Origin of the sequence: Thermococcus argininiproducens, assembly GCF_023746595.1 — an archaeon.
Taxonomy (GTDB): Archaea; Methanobacteriota_B; Thermococci; order Thermococcales; family Thermococcaceae; genus Thermococcus_A; species Thermococcus_A argininiproducens.
Window position 1 is genome coordinate 978,368 of the sequence record NZ_CP080572.1, and the last position, 15,875, is coordinate 994,242.

Annotated in this window: 16 protein-coding genes and 1 pseudogene; 10 read left to right on the top strand and 7 right to left on the bottom strand. The window is 38.1% G+C overall.

The features are described 5' to 3' along the window. Positions 1–3 precede the first annotated feature (3 nt). On the top strand, positions 4–678 hold the full coding sequence (gene rnhB / locus K1720_RS05195; protein ID WP_251947116.1) for a ribonuclease HII: 675 nt from the start codon (positions 4–6) through the stop codon (positions 676–678). Here rnhB and K1720_RS05200 read toward each other — a convergent pair. Further along, a complete protein-coding gene (locus K1720_RS05200) occupies positions 650–2,206 on the bottom strand; it encodes a dolichyl-phosphate-mannose--protein mannosyltransferase (protein WP_251947119.1) in 1,557 nt (518 codons plus the stop codon). The genes rnhB and K1720_RS05200 overlap by 29 nt on opposite strands. Before the next feature lie 84 nt (positions 2,207–2,290). Between K1720_RS05200 and K1720_RS05205 the strand changes: the two genes are divergently transcribed. Beyond that, positions 2,291–3,427 carry a trimethylguanosine synthase gene (locus K1720_RS05205; protein WP_251947122.1) on the top strand — a complete coding sequence of 379 codons (1,137 nt, stop codon included), beginning with the start codon at positions 2,291–2,293 and terminating at the stop codon, positions 3,425–3,427. Here the strand turns inward: K1720_RS05205 and K1720_RS05210 are convergent. Then, positions 3,424–3,642 carry a PCNA-inhibitor gene (locus tag K1720_RS05210; RefSeq protein WP_251947125.1) on the bottom strand — a complete coding sequence of 73 codons (219 nt, stop codon included), beginning with the start codon at positions 3,640–3,642 and terminating at the stop codon, positions 3,424–3,426. The genes K1720_RS05205 and K1720_RS05210 overlap by 4 nt on opposite strands. A gap of 254 nt (positions 3,643–3,896) precedes the next feature. Here K1720_RS05210 and glmS point away from each other — a divergent pair, with 254 nt between their 5' ends. The 5 genes from glmS to K1720_RS05235 all read left to right on the top strand — a co-directional run bounded on the left by glmS (position 3,897) and on the right by K1720_RS05235 (position 9,553). Next, on the top strand, positions 3,897–5,702 hold the full coding sequence (glmS, locus tag K1720_RS05215; protein WP_251947142.1) for a glutamine--fructose-6-phosphate transaminase (isomerizing): 1,806 nt from the start codon (positions 3,897–3,899) through the stop codon (positions 5,700–5,702). 11 nt (positions 5,703–5,713) lie between these two features. Next, positions 5,714–8,575: a peptide transporter gene (locus K1720_RS05220; protein WP_251947144.1), complete on the top strand. Its 2,862-nt coding sequence runs from the start codon at positions 5,714–5,716 to the stop codon at positions 8,573–8,575. A gap of 116 nt (positions 8,576–8,691) precedes the next feature. Then, on the top strand, positions 8,692–9,063 hold the full coding sequence (gene rpl7ae, locus K1720_RS05225; protein WP_055282284.1) for a 50S ribosomal protein L7Ae: 372 nt from the start codon (positions 8,692–8,694) through the stop codon (positions 9,061–9,063). 68 nt (positions 9,064–9,131) lie between these two features. Then, entirely contained in the window at positions 9,132–9,344 is a 213-nt protein-coding gene (locus K1720_RS05230; protein ID WP_004067238.1) for a 30S ribosomal protein S28e, read from the top strand. A 5-nt stretch (positions 9,345–9,349) separates the two neighbouring features. After that, on the top strand, positions 9,350–9,553 hold the full coding sequence (locus K1720_RS05235) for a 50S ribosomal protein L24e (protein WP_055282283.1): 204 nt from the start codon (positions 9,350–9,352) through the stop codon (positions 9,551–9,553). A gap of 62 nt (positions 9,554–9,615) precedes the next feature. Here K1720_RS05235 and dnaG read toward each other — a convergent pair whose 3' ends face one another. After that, positions 9,616–11,025 carry a DNA primase DnaG gene (gene dnaG, locus K1720_RS05240; protein ID WP_251950561.1) on the bottom strand — a complete coding sequence of 470 codons (1,410 nt, stop codon included), beginning with the start codon at positions 11,023–11,025 and terminating at the stop codon, positions 9,616–9,618. Between the two features lie 6 nt (positions 11,026–11,031). Continuing rightward, positions 11,032–11,428: pseudogene (locus K1720_RS05245) on the bottom strand (toprim domain-containing protein); the annotation flags it as partial. A 281-nt stretch (positions 11,429–11,709) separates the two neighbouring features. Between K1720_RS05245 and trmBL2 the strand changes: the two are divergent. Further along, a complete protein-coding gene (gene trmBL2, locus K1720_RS05250) occupies positions 11,710–12,504 on the top strand; it encodes an HTH-type transcriptional regulator TrmBL2 (RefSeq protein ID WP_251947146.1) in 795 nt (264 codons plus the stop codon). Here trmBL2 and K1720_RS05255 read toward each other — a convergent pair. The 3 genes from K1720_RS05255 to K1720_RS05265 are packed head-to-tail and all read right to left on the bottom strand — an operon-like array spanning position 12,470 to position 13,759. Next, a complete protein-coding gene (locus K1720_RS05255) occupies positions 12,470–12,703 on the bottom strand; it encodes a helix-turn-helix domain-containing protein (protein ID WP_341480982.1) in 234 nt (77 codons plus the stop codon). The genes trmBL2 and K1720_RS05255 overlap by 35 nt on opposite strands. A gap of 5 nt (positions 12,704–12,708) precedes the next feature. Then, positions 12,709–13,029, bottom strand: a complete 321-nt coding sequence (locus K1720_RS05260; protein ID WP_251947151.1) for an Sjogren's syndrome/scleroderma autoantigen 1 family protein — start codon at positions 13,027–13,029, stop codon at positions 12,709–12,711. Further along, the gene (locus K1720_RS05265) at positions 13,016–13,759 is read right to left on the bottom strand and encodes an arginase family protein (RefSeq protein ID WP_251950564.1); all 744 of its coding nucleotides are present in this window, start codon (positions 13,757–13,759) and stop codon (positions 13,016–13,018) included. Before K1720_RS05265 ends, K1720_RS05260 begins: the two co-directional genes overlap by 14 nt. Positions 13,760–13,892: 133 nt before the next feature. Here K1720_RS05265 and hxlAB point away from each other — a divergent pair, with 133 nt between their 5' ends. Next, positions 13,893–15,113, top strand: coding sequence for a bifunctional 3-hexulose-6-phosphate synthase/6-phospho-3-hexuloisomerase (hxlAB, locus tag K1720_RS05270; protein ID WP_251947154.1), 1,221 nt, complete (start codon positions 13,893–13,895; stop codon positions 15,111–15,113). A 5-nt stretch (positions 15,114–15,118) separates the two neighbouring features. After that, positions 15,119–15,874, top strand: coding sequence for a hypothetical protein (locus K1720_RS05275; protein WP_251947157.1), 756 nt, complete (start codon positions 15,119–15,121; stop codon positions 15,872–15,874). Position 15,875 lies beyond the last annotated feature (1 nt).

Below are 15,875 nucleotides of genomic sequence, written 5' to 3' on the forward strand. Positions count from 1 at the left end.
AAAATGAAACTTGGGGGCATAGATGAAGCTGGAAGGGGGCCTGTTGTAGGACCACTTGTAATAGCGGCTATAGTTGTAGATGAGTCAAAACTCTCTAAGCTTGAAACTTTAGGAGTTAAAGATTCGAAAAAACTGAGTCCTAAGAAGAGAGAAGAACTTTTTAAGGAAATAATCACACTTGTTGACGATTATTTTATTTTAGAGATTTCTCCTGAGGAGATAGATAATAGAGAAGGTACTATGAATGAATTTGAGGTTGAAAACTTTATCAAGGCATTAAATTCACTCAATCTCAAACCCGACGTCCTTTATATAGATGCTGCCGATGTAAAGGAGGAACGTTTTGGAGAGGTAATTGGGAAGAGACTATCATTTTCTCCCAAGATAGTAGCAGAGCATAAAGCAGATTCTAAGTACATCCCAGTAGCAGCAGCTTCAATCCTTGCGAAAGTTACGAGAGACAGAGCAATAGAGAAACTCAAGGAAATTTATGGGGAAATAGGATCTGGTTATCCTAGTGACCCAATTACAAGACGATTTCTAGAGGAATATTATAGGAAGCATGGTGTTTTTCCGCCCATAGTAAGGAAAAGCTGGAAAACCTTGGAAAAAATCGAAGAAAAACTAAAAAATAAAGAAGCGCAATCTACTATTTTAGATTTCTTAAAAAGGTCTTAAACTTCTGGATTTTTTCCCATATCCATAAGAGAATTCCTTTTATCCATTTCCAATACATTTGGAGCGAATTCTTGAAGTATTCCCATTTTATTATGTCATATGCCATTACTCCCAACGTTACGGCTCCAGGAGGAACTAGGGGGGTTGCATAGAAACTAAACTGGGTCTTACCTCCAAGGATCCACTGGAGTGCATAGAAGGCTATTGTGCTCCAGAAGATTCCGAAAGGAATTAGGAGTTTTCTCCTTTTCATAGCAGCGTAAGGAATTGCAAAGATAAATACGACCATTGAGAGCATTAAAATGGGATCAGTGGCTGCAAATATGTCGGGATTGTAATGAAAGGCAAAAGGTTTGAGGCTTATGAACCATTCCCAGAAGGGTGAATTTGCAGGATGATCACCTTTGTAACTTAAGTGCCATCCAAAGCTTCCGATAAATTCTGAAAGCCATGGGAAGAAGCCTATTGCCATAATTATTGGGAGTTGTGGGAGCAGGAAAGCAATTGCAGGTAAGACTATTATAGAAATCACGGTTTTTTTGAGCTTTTTTTTCTCTTTTAGTGTTTTTATAACCAGCACTGGATAAGGAAATACTCCATTGAGTTTTGTGGAAGCTGCAAGCCCGATTGAGGTCCCACTTAAACTGTACCTATCGAGAATTAAAAAATACATAAAAACAGTAGTGAAAAATGCTACGTGAATATCAAGCATGGCAGCAAGAGAAGTCGCATATAGCAAAGGATCAAATGCAGAAAATACTAAGGCTATGAAAGCTGCTAAATAACTTTTCACGATTTTATATGTTACTAAAAAGACGATAAGATTTATGATGGCATGTTCTATAAGTCCAGGGAGACGCCAAAAAATAGGTTTATCCTCTATGAGCATCCCTAGCATTATAATGTCTTTTCCAAGAAACGGATGTTCGGTGTTAAGATAGTTTTGGATGTTCTCTTTATCAGGATATCGAAAGCCTTTTACAATTTCAATCCCTTCTATCTTTTTGACTTCCTCTATAAATTCATCAATGTTTTCTTGAGGAATCTCATAGTAAACTCCAGGGAAGTTGGCATATGGTTTATAGTACGTATAGTTGTATTTCTTGGCTATCACTTCTATTTTAAATTTAATTTCATCGAAATTAGATGTCTGAGTTTTGTTTAATGGTGTAAATTCAAGTTTTATCCCTATTTTAGAGAGAAGAGGAGGGGTTTGGAAAGCAACGTTTCTCGTATATGGCCTTGTGAATTCAAATCCAAATGCACTCACCTTCACATATCCTTTGATTATTGTACCCTTGGAGATGATATTTATGCCCTCTGAATTTGTTGTCTCATTTAGATAATGAAGTTCAAAGCCAAGTTTGTGGAGAACGTTTCTAGCAGCTGGGATATACCACACTTCGTCTCCAATATAATCATAAAGTTCTGAACTTGAGGCTTTTTCATATGAATACCAAAAGGTTCCAAGTATTATCAAAGCAACCAATGCAACGTAGACTTTTTTCTTAAGTTCCCTCATCTCCATCCCACTAGATTTAATCCAACTCTCTTTAAACCCTTTCGCACAAATCTTTAAAAATTCCGAAAATAGGAAGAATAATGAGGTAGCATGGAGGAATATATCAAAGAAGTTGTTGAGATGATAAAACAAGGGTTTGATGAGAAAAAAATAAGGGCGAGACTCCCGAGAGATTGTGCCGATGAGATAATTGAAATAGCAAGGGCTAGAATAAGAGCAAAAAACAAATTCTCAAGAACAGATCTGTGGATGGACTTAGATGGGCTTAGATATGCTACCCACGAGATCGTTGCAGAATACAGGGCTAAAAGAGTAAAACCAGAGAGCATAGCAGATGTAAGCTGTGGGGTAGGAATTCAGCTCATCTTCTTTGCAAAATATGCTGATAAAGCATATGCCATTGATATAGATAGGAAGAAGCTTTTCTATGCGATGAAAAATGCTGAGAAATACGATGTTAGAGATAAAATCACTTTCATCCATGGGAATAGCTTGAAGGAAGAAATTGTTAACCAGGTAGAGGCAGATATCATCTTCTCTGATCCTGCCAGGCCGCCAAAAATGCCTGAGAGGAAGCTTGAAGACCTTTTACCTAGTCCTCTTGAGGTTTATGAAGCATATAAACATAAAACAGATGCTTTCATCTTTGACCTTCCTCCTCAGATAAGAAGGGAGAAGATTCCATGGAACGGTGAATTTGAATACATAGATCTTTATGGTGCACTTAATAGACTAACCTTCTACTTTGAACCCCTAGCAAAAGCAGAACGTTCAGCAGTTATATTGCCTCGAGGTATTAGGCTAGAGAGCAATCCAAATCTAGAAGACATTGTAAAATGGAGTAGGGAAGTGAGAGAGTATTTATATGAAATTCCTCAGAGCATTAATTATGCAGAGTTAATAAATGAGCTTTTTCACATAGTTAATGGTAATCTCTGGATGTTCATGAGGGAGAAAAGGCGAGTATTAGCTACAAGTGACGAAGAAATAAAGAGTGATTACTTCAAAAGACACTACGTGGTTCAAAGTGTTCTGGAGTTTCATCCAGTAAAAATTAATGAGTTTCTAAAAAGAGAGGGATATGGGAGGGCTACTCTTAAAATCTCCATACCCGATACTGAATACTGGAAAGTTAGAAGAAGAATAGAGCAAGGATTAAGAGGGGATAAAAGAGCATATTTATTCAAATTCAATGATAAGGCAATAATCGCTGAATCTATTGATTAGCTCTCCTCTTTTTTGGCCGAGATCTCGATTATCTTCATTCTTTGTATTCTCTTTGAACCTATTCTAAGGGCCTTGAAGTAGTCTATGTGTTCATTAGGTAGGAATTGGTCTAGTTTCGTGGATTTGAGCCTCTTTTTTCGAGGTTTATTGTTTAATGAATTTTCTTTGCTGATTTTAATATCTCCTTTAATGAATTCATCAAGGGTTCTGTTCATTTACCCACCCAAACTAATACCATTACAAACAAATATATAGATTTTTTGGAAATGTTCCAATTATTCTTGAAGGACAGGTTGTCATAATCTCTAATTTCCATACCCTTAAAAGGGATAGAAATTGTTTTGAACTATTCTAACTGAAAAACAAATTTTTGGCTCGAATCTAGATTGGATGTAGCAAAGGTTTTAGGGAAACCTTTTAATCTATTCTAGAATATTACGATTTACAGTGCAAATGAGGGGGCAGTGAAATGTGTGGAATAATAGGATACATTGGAGAGAGGGAAGCTGCTGAAATTCTTGTTGATGGTCTTAAACGACTTGAATATAGAGGATATGATTCAGTTGGTGTAGTAACAGAAGATGGGAGGCTTTTTATCAAAAAAGGAGCGGGCAAAATAAACGAACTTAAGGAGAAATTGGGCCTTGCTCAACTTCCAGGGAAGAGAGGTATTGGACATACAAGATGGGCCACTCATGGTATTCCCAATGATGTTAATGCTCATCCTCACACTGATTGCACAGGTAAGATAGCGGTCGTTCATAATGGAATAATTGAAAATTATATTGAACTCAGGGAAGAACTTGAAAGGAGGGGCCATAAGTTTAAGAGTGATACTGATACTGAAATTATTGCTCATTTAATTGAAGAGGAACTAGCAAGATCAAAATCCTTTGAAATGGCATTGAGAAAGGCCCTTTTGAGACTCAAGGGGTCTTTTGCTCTGGGTATTATTTATACGGAGGATCGGGATCATTTATATTTTGTTAGAAATGAAAGCCCCCTCGTTCTTGGAATAGGGAATAATGAAATGTTTGCAGCATCCGATATTCCTGCTTTTCTCCCCTATACAAATAAAGTAGTATTCTTAGATGATGGGGAGTATGCAATTGTGGATAAGGATTCTTTTGTGGTGAAAGACCTAGAGACAGGAAATATAAGGGATAAAAAAATCCATGAGATTAACTGGACCCTTGAGATGGCAGAGAAGCAGGGTTATGCCCATTTCATGCTTAAAGAGATCCATGAGCAAGCGAGAGCGGTAAAAGATGCGATACATGGAAACCTTGAAATAATAAATAAAGTGGCAGAAGAGATAGCAAAGTACGAGAAGATATTTGTAGTGGCAATGGGGACGTCGTACCATGCAGGAATTGCCGCTAAATACCTGCTTCAGCGTTTAGCGAATAAAACAGTCTTGGTAGAGGAATCAAGCGAATTTAGATATGAATTTGAAGATATAGTGGATGAAAACTCCCTTGTGATAGCCATAACTCAAAGTGGGGAAACTGCCGATACGTTAGCGGCGATAAGGCTTGCTAAGAAAAATGGCGCAAAAGTTTTGAGTATTGTAAATGTTGTTGGAAGTATGGCAACTCGGCTAAGTGATCTTGTTCTTTATACCCATGCAGGCCCGGAAATAGGGGTTGCTGCTACTAAAACTTATACAACACAGCTTACGGTTTTAATGATGCTTGCAATAGCACTGGCTAAAAAACTGAACACGGTAGATAGGAAATACCTCATGAACCTTGAAAAACAGCTTCAAGAACTTCCAAAATATGTGGAAGTAGTTTTAGGCTATGAGAATAAGATAAAGACTCTAGCAGAGCAGTTAGTGATAAAAAGAGACTTCTTCTATATTGGAAGGGGTCCTAGTGTAGCAACAGCCCTTGAGGGTGCTTTAAAACTTAAAGAAATTAGTTATATTCATGCAGAAGGGCTTTCTGCGGGTGAACTCAAGCATGGGCCATTGGCTCTGATCGAAGATGGTGTTCCAGTAGTTGCAATTGCTCCGACTGGAAAGACGTTTGAGAAAATGATCTCTAATATACAAGAAGTTAATGCAAGAAAAGGTTTTGTGATAACTCTTGGAGATAATGAGGAACTCAAGAAAGTGAGCCAAGTGTTTCTAAAGATGCCAAAAATAGATGAACTTTTAAGTCCTATTGTATATATAGTACCACTACAGTTGCTAGCTTATCATTTAGCGATACTTAGGGGTAATGATCCGGATAAACCTAGAAATTTGGCGAAGTCTGTTACTGTTGAGTGAGGTGATCTAGAATGGTGGAAACGAAATTTAAGGAAAAATCTAAAGGAGGAGAAAAATCTTCCTCACCTTTTAATTTCTCAAAAGTTAGAGTGTATTTATTTCCCATACTGGTGGTTATTATTGGAATTATCGGTTACAAAATTAGGGCTGCAACAGGCCAGACTAAGTACTTCATAGATCCAGACACTTTCTATCATTTTGAGATTTACAAGCTTGCAATTCAAGAGTGGATTCCTAAGTACTACTCATTGTCTGATGCACCATTTGGGGCAGTTGTAAAGGAGCCATTGGGCTTATATATAATTCCAGCAATACTCTATAAAATGTTCTCTGCTTTTGGAGTTAATGAGATTGGGGTCTTTAAGATGTGGCCACCTCTTGTTGGGTTCTTCAGTATAATCGGAGTTTATCTGCTTGGAAAGAAACTTCATTCTGAGTGGGCTGGCCTTTGGGCAGCCTTAGCTATGATGTTTTCAGTGGCTCATTGGACGAGAACGTTTTCAGGAAATGCTAGGGGAGACGGTCCATTCTTAATGTTCTTTATTTTTTCTGTTTTGTTTATGTTTTACTATCTTGAGTCTATTGATCTCAAGAAAAAATCCTTGTTCGGAGTTCTCTTTGTACTCTCCGGGGTACTAATGCTCACAGTATGGAACGGTTCGCCGTTTGGTCTTATGGTGTTACTAGGTTTTGCAAGTCTTTATGTCGTGACAATGTTTATCTTTGGAAAAATTGAAGATGTAAAGAAGTTTGCTAGGGATTTTTATCCCGCTTATCTAGCGATCCTTCTCTTGGGCTATGCATTAACGTTCAATGGTATTGTTAGAGTAGGAGGGCATATAAAATTCGCGTTTGAGGTTTTCCTTGGACTAACCCTGCTTACGACACTTATGCTTTATGGAGGAAGGTATCTCAACTACTCAGACAAAACTCACAGATTTGGCGTTGTGGTTGTTGTCATACTGTTGGGTATCACCGGGGCCTATCTTTACGTTGGCCCGAAGCTTTTTTCATTGATGAGCGGTGCATATCAATCAACTCAAGTTTATGAGACTGTACAAGAGCTAGCAAAAACTACATGGGATGATGTGAAGAGGTATTATTCAGTTAAGGGCACTGATGGGTTAATCTTTTTACTTTCTCTCATTGGGGCTGCGATAGTAGGATTTAAATTCCTCAAGGGCATGTTTAGCGAAAATAAAGTGAAGAGTGAGAGTCTCTTTCTGGTAGTGTTCTACGGACTTTCAATTTATCTCATGTGGACTGCTGTAAGATTTCTTTTCCTCGCTTCAGGTGCAGTATTACTTGCTTTCGGTATATTAGTTGGCGAACTTTTTAAGATTGTAGAATCTATGCAGGAGAAAACTTCCACAAAAGCTCTCTATGCGGTATTACTAATACTCCTCTTTATACCAATTCCAATTGTTGGAGCGAATACAACTTACAAGTCGGCTAGTGCTAGCAGAGATGCAGTAACCCCAAGTTGGGAGGAAACTCTCAAATGGCTTAGAGAAAATACACATGAATACGACACTGCAACCTCATGGTGGGATTATGGATACTGGATTGAAAGCTCTTTGTTGGGTAATAGAAGGGCAAGTGCAGATGGAGGTCATGCGAGGGATAGGGACTATATAATAGCCCGTTTCCTTGCAAATGATGGGAATCAGAGTGAAGTGGACTTTGAAAGCTGGCAACTTAATTATTTTATTGTGTGGATACAAGACTGGGCTAAGTTCAATGCTATCAGTTACTTAGGAGGAGCCATATCAAGAACAGAGAGAGATAGGTCCGGAATGGTTCTTCCGTTTAATCAGAAGATTGGGGAGAAGGCATATTATAGTCCCTACGGTATTCAATTCCAGATAATCGAACAGGAAGGAAAGAAATTAGGAATAATAGTAGCCGGTAACCAACAAGGAGAACCTGTTCAAACAGTAGATCTGCAAACTGGTGAGGTTATACCTGGAAAAGGCAACTTCCCATACGTTGTTTATGTCTTCCCAAATTATGCCGTTGCGGTTTATCATAAGGTTGCCACAAGTAATTTCATAAAATTGGCTTTTGGAGTCCCTATTAGTACTGAAGCAGGATTTACTGGAAAGCTACGCTCGAACTTTAGAGTTGTGAAGAGTACGGGAGATGTAGCAACATATGAATTTGTTCCATTTGGGGTTTATAGGATTGAAATCTATGAAAACAATACTTGGAAATCAGTTTCGAAGCTAAGCCCAGGAGAATATAAAGCCCGACTTTACATATCTGCATTTGGAAGAGATATAAAAGATGCGACAATAAAACTCAGGGCATATAATGGGGATGAGCTTGTGAGTGAACAAGTAATAGCTCAGAATGTCAACGTTAACCATCTTAATGAGATCCCATTAGAAGTTGAATTAAAACTACCAAATGCTACGAGATACCAGTTAGTTCTTATACAGAAAGGTCCAGTTGGAGTTCTTACTGAAGCCCCTAAAGTAGACGGCAAAATAACGAATCCAATAAGGGTTTTTGGAGATGGTCAGAGTGGAGAACTCGAAGTAAAGGCAGGGTTCAGAAAAGATTATTCAAATCTTGGGCTTTATCTTAGGGCAACAGTAATCTATCTTGTTAGAACTAGGGGAGAAAGCAATGATGATCCAAAAGCAGCATTTGAGCCGCATATGGACATTATACACTATGAGAAAGTTGCTGAGGGATTAAGCACAGAGAACAGAGAGGTTTATTTCAAAGGAGAAGCTAACTTCCCAGTCGTTATCCAACCATACATAGAGAAGCTTAAAGAAAAATATGGGGATAGAGTAGAGGTTAGAGGAATAAGAGTAGAACCTGTGTTTATAGCTGAGAAAGAGTATGTGATATATGAGGGTTGACTCTTTTCTTTTGCCTTTTCTAATTCTCCTTCTTAAAAGAAAGGAAAGATTTAAAAAGCAAGCATCCTTCCCTAACTTGATGACTCGATGAACGATGAAGTTTGGAGGGATGTGAAATGGCAAAGCCAAGTTACGTAAAGTTTGAAGTTCCAAAAGAGCTTGCTGAGAAGGCTCTTGAAGCAGTTGAGGTTGCAAGAGACACCGGAAGGGTTAGGAAAGGTACAAACGAGACAACAAAGGCTGTTGAGAGGGGCCAGGCTAAACTTGTAGTAATAGCTGAAGATGTTGACCCCGAAGAGATTGTGGCTCACTTACCACCCCTCTGTGAGGAGAAAGAGATACCCTATATTTATGTTCCAAGTAAGAAGGAGCTTGGAGCTGCTGCAGGTATTGAAGTTCCATCTGCAAGTGTTGCTATAATCGAGCCTGGTAAGGCTCGTGAACTTGTTGAAGAAATCGCAATGAAAGTTAGGGAGCTCGCTAAGTGAGCTCCCTTTTCCTCACTCTCATTAAATTGAGCGAGTTTTTATATTTACAATCATTAGAGGTGTGAGAAATGTCAGACGAGGGATACCCGGCAGAGGTTATTGAGATTGTAGGAAGAACAGGGGTTACTGGAGAGGTTACTCAAGTAAAGGTTCGTGTTCTTGAAGGTATGGACAAGGGGAGAGTTATCAGAAGAAACGTCAAAGGCCCAGTTAGGATTGGAGATATAGTTATCCTCAGAGAGACTGAAAGAGAAGCCAGAGAAATTAAGGCAAGAAGGTGATGTAAATGGCAAGGTGGAACGTTTGCTCGTACTGTGGAAAGGAATTCGAGCCTGGAACAGGAAAAATGTATGTTAGAAACGATGGAAGAGTATACTTCTTCTGTTCGAGGAAGTGCGAAAAGTACTTCTTTATGGGCAGAAACCCAAGAAAACTCAAATGGACAAAGGCATTTGAAGAGGCAAAACTTCAAAGAGCAAAGAAGAAGTGATCTTTCTTAATTTTTCTTCTTAATTTTGAATTGATGATGTATTTAGAAAAATATAAAAAAGCTTACTCAGCGAAAGTGAGTATTTTGAGATTTATTGGCCTTCTAACAACGTTACTTTTCCTGGCGCCTACTAAATATTTAACACCTTTCTCACTAACTACATCAATAAGCCGCTGAGTTATTATTCCATTGAAAATTATTGCATATACATTTTCTTTATCGTTCAATGAACTTGAAAGGTCTCTTACTGGTATTTCTGCAATGATATTTTTATTTTCATCTAGTAAGATTGCCTTTGAGTCCTTTTTCACTTCCTCAACCCACTGGTTAAATTTATCAATTTCTGGAGGTTTTGATATTTTTATTGGTTTTATAAATCTCTCTTCTCTCTTTTCCTCCCTTTCAGGGGCTCGAATCTCGACTTTTGGAGCTTCTGAGTGAATTTCTGTAGGCACTTCAGGTTTATTTTCAACTGGAGCTTCTATTTTTTCAACGGGAGCAACCTTTTGCTGTTCCCTCTCTTTTACGAGTTCGTAAAAGCTTTTACCCTTTGCAAATAGTTCATTGATCACTTGTTCTGCTGGAACTTTGCTCCTTAAGGATTTAATTATCTCCTTCTTGGTTAGCTCTTCAACTTCTTTTCCTTCTGGGGCCCTAGCGACGTAGTCAATATCTGCCACTTGAAGAAGTTCTTTGAGTATTAGTTCCCCACCTCTATCTCCATCAGTAAAAGCTGTAACAATCCTTTCTTTGCTGAGTCGTATTATAGTTTCTGGAATTGAAGTACCTTCAACGGCTATAGCGTTCTTTATCCCATGTTTGAGGAGGTTAAGCACATCGGCTCTTCCTTCAACAACAATTATTGAATCTGAGAATGGTACATGAGGTCCTGCAGGGAGTTTTTCTGAACCATATTCAATGAGTTCCTTAGCCCGTACCTCTTTTTTGACCTCTTCAGTAATCTCTTGAGTCTCTGGGATTTCCTCTTCCATAAGAGTCTCCAGAATCTCTTTGGCTCTTTCGATAATGTACTTTCTCTTTGTTGCTCTAACATCTTCAATTCTCATTACTTTGATTCTAGCCTCTGATGGTCCTATTCTGTCTATAGTTTCTAAGGCAGCTGCTAAAATCGCAGTTTCTACTCTATCTAGACTGGAGGGAATTGTTATACTTCCATAACTTTTTCCAGCTCTCGTATGAACATCAACTTTTATTCTTCCAATTCTTCCAGTTTTTTGCAGTTCTCTTAGATCCAAATCATCCCCGAGTAAGCCTTCAGTTTGTCCAAAAATAGCACCAACAACATCTGGTCGTTCGACAATCCCACTTGCTTCAAATTCTGCGTGGATTACATACTTTGTTGTTCCAAAATCATCCTTCGCAGCCATGCTATCACCTTCTATCTCCTTCTTTTTTAACATTCTTTGCTTATCAAGCAAAATCTGCTGGATTGTAGTCTTCTTTCTCTTCAATCCATACCCCTCCTGTTGGGGGTCAGAAACGGAGATTTTCAGCCCGTAAATATAGGCCATATAGGTCTTCAATACCTTTAATGTATTTTTTTGCTATTTTTTTGAACTCTTTTCTTGTTTCGACATCGACTCTACATTTGTACCCTTCTAAATATTGAGCTAATTTCTTTGCCAGTTCTTCACCCTTTCTGTCAAAGTCCGTTAATATCATTATATCATGATAATGAGAGGCTGTTAGTGCAATCTCCGCTAATGGCAAGCGGGAAAGTTTAATTATCTCCGTTTCGACCCCCAATTTTCGTAAAGCCACCTCGTCTCGCATTCCTTCTACCAGGATAACACCATCAAACTCTCGCAATTTATCTATAAGTTGTTTGAGTCTTTTATAATTTTCGGCGTTCATTTTGCCGTCATGAGGAGTGAGAGACAAAGGTATTATAAAGTTTTGGGAAACATTTGTGGTAAATCCCAATCACTTTGCTCAAAATTTTACTGTCTTTAATGAATTGTATGTAAAAAATCAATTACACTTCTCATAGTGTATTTTTAATAATATTAAGAGTAGCAGAATTGCATAATCATACATTCTAAATAAAATTGTTATGTAGAAAAAGAGCAACTAACAGTGATAAGAAAAATTTATATAGATCGTCGACTTTTTTATAAAAAGAAGAGGTGGTTAAAATGGTAAAAGAAAAAATTGTAGAACTTCTACAGGAACACTTCGAGTTGAATTTATATGAGGCCAGAGCGTACGTTGCTTTGGTAGGCTTTGGAATCCTTACACCTGCAGAGCTGGCTAGTGTTTCAGAAGTCCCAGCTCCTAGAACATATGATGTGCTAAGAAGCTTGGAAAAGAAGGGATTTGCGCTAAGCCAGCCTGGAAAGGCCAATAAATATAGGCCTGTACATCCTAAGAACATTCTGGAGAAATTTATAGAGGACTGGCAAGAGAGGGTTAAAGAAGAACTTGAAGCAAAGAAAAAGGCAAAAGAGGAACTTATAGAGCTAATGACACCTCTAATAGAAACTGAAATTCCAAAATATGGTGTTGAAAGAGTTTGGGTGGTAAGAGGAATTAGAAATTCAACTTTAAAGACACAAGAAATGTTAGAAGAAGTTGAGAAAGAAATACTACTCGCTGATAATGGATATGTTGCGGCAAATCTTGATAAAGAGATAGTTGCCGCGGTGGATAAGGGAGTTAAAGCAAAATTGCTTGTCTTAAAGCAACTACTTCCTAGACTTGAAACTTCAAAAATCATGGATTATTATAAAGACGGAAAACTGGAACTTAGAGTTCTTGATAAGATAGAGCTTCCAATGTTGATTTGTGATGAAGAAGTCTTTTTCGCTTTAGAAGATCTAGCCGCTAGATACTTTAATTATGAGACCCAAGTGTGGATTAAAGACTTCAGAATAGTCGAACTATTCAAGGACAAATTCAATGAATACTGGGAAAAAGCAGAGAAAGCTTAGATATACTTGAATTTCTCTTCAGCTTTATCCCTTTCTTTAGCTTTCCAAACCAATTTTCATTCTTCTCGAGACTTTCTATCTTCCCTTGGCCCAAAAGTCTCAATAGAAGTCTTTTTACTTGGGGAATGTCCATCCCTGTTCTATTTGCAATCTCCTCAACTGTTGCTTCTTCATTTTTTAGAATTTCTAAGATTTTCATAAGCTTCACTTTCTTCCCTCCATTCTCTTGTATTTTTCTAGCAGTGTGATTATCATGTCCATAACTTCTAAGTATTTTCTTAACTCATTAACATCATTGGGAAGGGTGTTTGCTAACATGTTCAGTTTCTGTATCAGATTTTCCTCAACACTTTTTAATTCGACTTCTCCATGCTTTTTCCTCTGCTCACAAACAGGGCAGAATACCTTCCCATTTAGTTCAAATAGTGGGGAGCCACATCTGGGGCAGTGTTTATCAAGCATCTTTGCTCCTGAAAGTAAGAGAGGTGTTATTATTTCTCTAATTTCCTTATCACTGAGTACCATCTTCCTCCCCCATAAGAGTTGTATAAAGTTCAATTAGGGCTTTCTTTCCTAGTTTAGATCTCTTTATTCTGTCTGAAACCTCAGCAATATCGCATGCAATTATTTTGAAATTCTTTTTAATCTCTTCTATAATATCAATCAATTCATCTAATGTTAGTTCTCCATGTTGGAACCTAGCGAGTTTGTATTCTGGTTTTAAAACATCCATATCAACGGTTAGGTATATTTCGTCTCCTAGGTATTTTTTCATATCTTTGATGATTTCTTTGAGAGGGGAAGTTCTTAAACTTTTATATGCTCTCCATGTCCCTCTTACACGTCTGCTCCTTGGGAGAGCTGGAAATATCCTAACTCGCCGTGTCCATAAGCTTGTCCCCTCAGTTGTGGGAATCATTAACACTGGCCCAACTATACTTGCCCTATCAATTAGTCGCTCTTCTAAGCTATAAGCAAGCCATGAGCCATGGTCAAGGTAGTCATGCATTAAGTCAGTATGAGCATCGACACTTATCAATGCTCGTGGTTTAACACGTTTAATTATTCCATAAGTGGCTAAGTGATCTCCTACTATGTAGCATTTGTCGAACGGCAGTCTATCGGCTAAGAGTTCAACATTACTTGATTCGACCACCATGAAATCTTGTATTATCTTATTTTTTCTAAGTAATTCAAGGGCATATATGACTCCATCTCTATTTGGTTTTTCTCCAAAAGGAATGAAAGTGACCATATTTCTCACGTGAGGCTATTTTGGGCTTATTATTTTTAAATTTATGGGAGAGAGTGATTAATGGTGAAGGGGTTAAAGTTAAAAGTAACCCTCTTGATGTTAAGTTTGAGGATCATTGGGGAGGTACGTTAAGATGATCTTACAAGTGGCACTTGACTTAACGGATATAGAACAAGCTATTTCTATAGCAGAAAAAGCAGCTCGTGGTGGGGCTCATTGGCTCGAGGTTGGAACACCACTCATAAAGAAGGAAGGCATGAGAGCAGTAGAACTCATGAAAAGAAGGTTCCCTGATAGAAAAATAGTAGCTGACCTGAAGACTATGGATACAGGGGCACTTGAAGTAGAAATGGCGGCTAGACATGGGGCAGATGTCGTCTCGATACTTGGAGTTGCTGACAACAAAACCATAAAAGACGCAGTTACCGTAGGTAGAAAGTATGGAATAAAGGTAATGGTGGACTTAATCGGAGTTAAGGACAAGGTAGAAAGGGCAAAAGAACTTGAAAAGATGGGAGTTCACTATATTCTTGTTCATACAGGAATAGATGAACAAGCTCAAGGAAAAGATCCACTTGAAGATCTAGAAAAAGTTGTAAAGGCAGTAAAAGTCCCGGTTGCTGTGGCCGGCGGGTTAAATTTAGAGACAATCCCTACGGTTATAGAAGCCGGTGCTACCATTATCATAGTTGGAGGAGCAATAACAAAGACGAAAGATCCTGAAGGTATTACCAAGAAGATACTTGACCTCTTCTGGGGTGAATACATGCAAACGATTAGAAAGGCGATTCACGATATCACAGACCATATCGACATGGTAGCTGATTCTTTAAAACTGGATCAAGTCAGGGGAATGGTAGATGCAATGATTGGGGCAAATAAAATATTTATTTATGGCGCTGGGAGAAGTGGTCTAGTAGGAAAAGCCTTTGCAATGAGGTTAATGCACCTTGACTTTGACGTTTATGTTGTAGGTGAAACAATAACTCCTGCGTTTGGTGAAGGAGATCTCCTTATAGCAATCAGTGGGAGTGGTGAAACCAGAACTATAGTAGATGCAGCAGAGATTGCTAAAAAACAAGGGGGAAAAGTTGTAGCAATAACATCATATAAGGATTCAACTCTTGGAAAGCTTTCTGATGTGGTTGTGGAAATACCAGGAAGGACAAAAGCAGATATCCCCACTGACTACATTGCTAGGCAAATGCTCACAGAGTATAAGTGGATAGCCCCAATGGGAACACTTTTTGAAGATTCAACAATGCTGTTTTTAGATGGGATAATAGCCCTATTGATGGCCACTTTCCAAAAGACAGAAAAGGATATGAAGAGAAAACATGCTACATTAGAGTGATTCGTATGCCTTCATTTCCTCATATTTTTATTGGGATCGGGAACAATGGTAATAGAGTTGTCCAAAATATTGGAATAGAAGAAGTTCTAAAGTTCTCCATAAACCCCTCTTATTATTTATTGGGGAAATCCTCATTCAAGAAGAAAATCAGGAAGACCTTCTGGGACATTCCAGATAATGCAGTTCTATGGATTGTGTTAGAAAATAAGCCAATAAATATTGAGATATTAGAGATTATTCTTGATTATCTGCCTAAAAATCCATTAAAACTTGCGTACATCTTGACCCCTCAAAAAGAGCTGGTACATGAAAAGAAACCGTGGTGGGCCCAGGAATTCGATACAGTATTCTATGATTCTCTATGGGAATTCTTACATGATTACACAGATGTTTCACTAGAAACGGCCTTTCAAATGGCAGCAAAAAATATTGGACTTATGTTCACTAGGCTTCATTACTATCTTGAAAACCAAATGTTAGTAAATGTTGATTATGCTGACTTCTTTAACATAGTTAGGGGCAATAATGTAGGGATCCTACGGTTGCTAACTAAAGTTAACTTTGAGTGGCATTGGGGAATCTGGGATAAAGGCTTGATAAACATTCTTGTAGGAGAAAATGTTCCCTTAAGCGATGCACATAAAATACTTTATAATTTTCAGAATTTCCTGAAAGAAAAAGACATAATCTGGGGAATAAAAATGGAAGAGGGCTTAAACAGCCGCGTTGAGATACTTTCTCTCTTAGTTAAGAGGTGGTAGC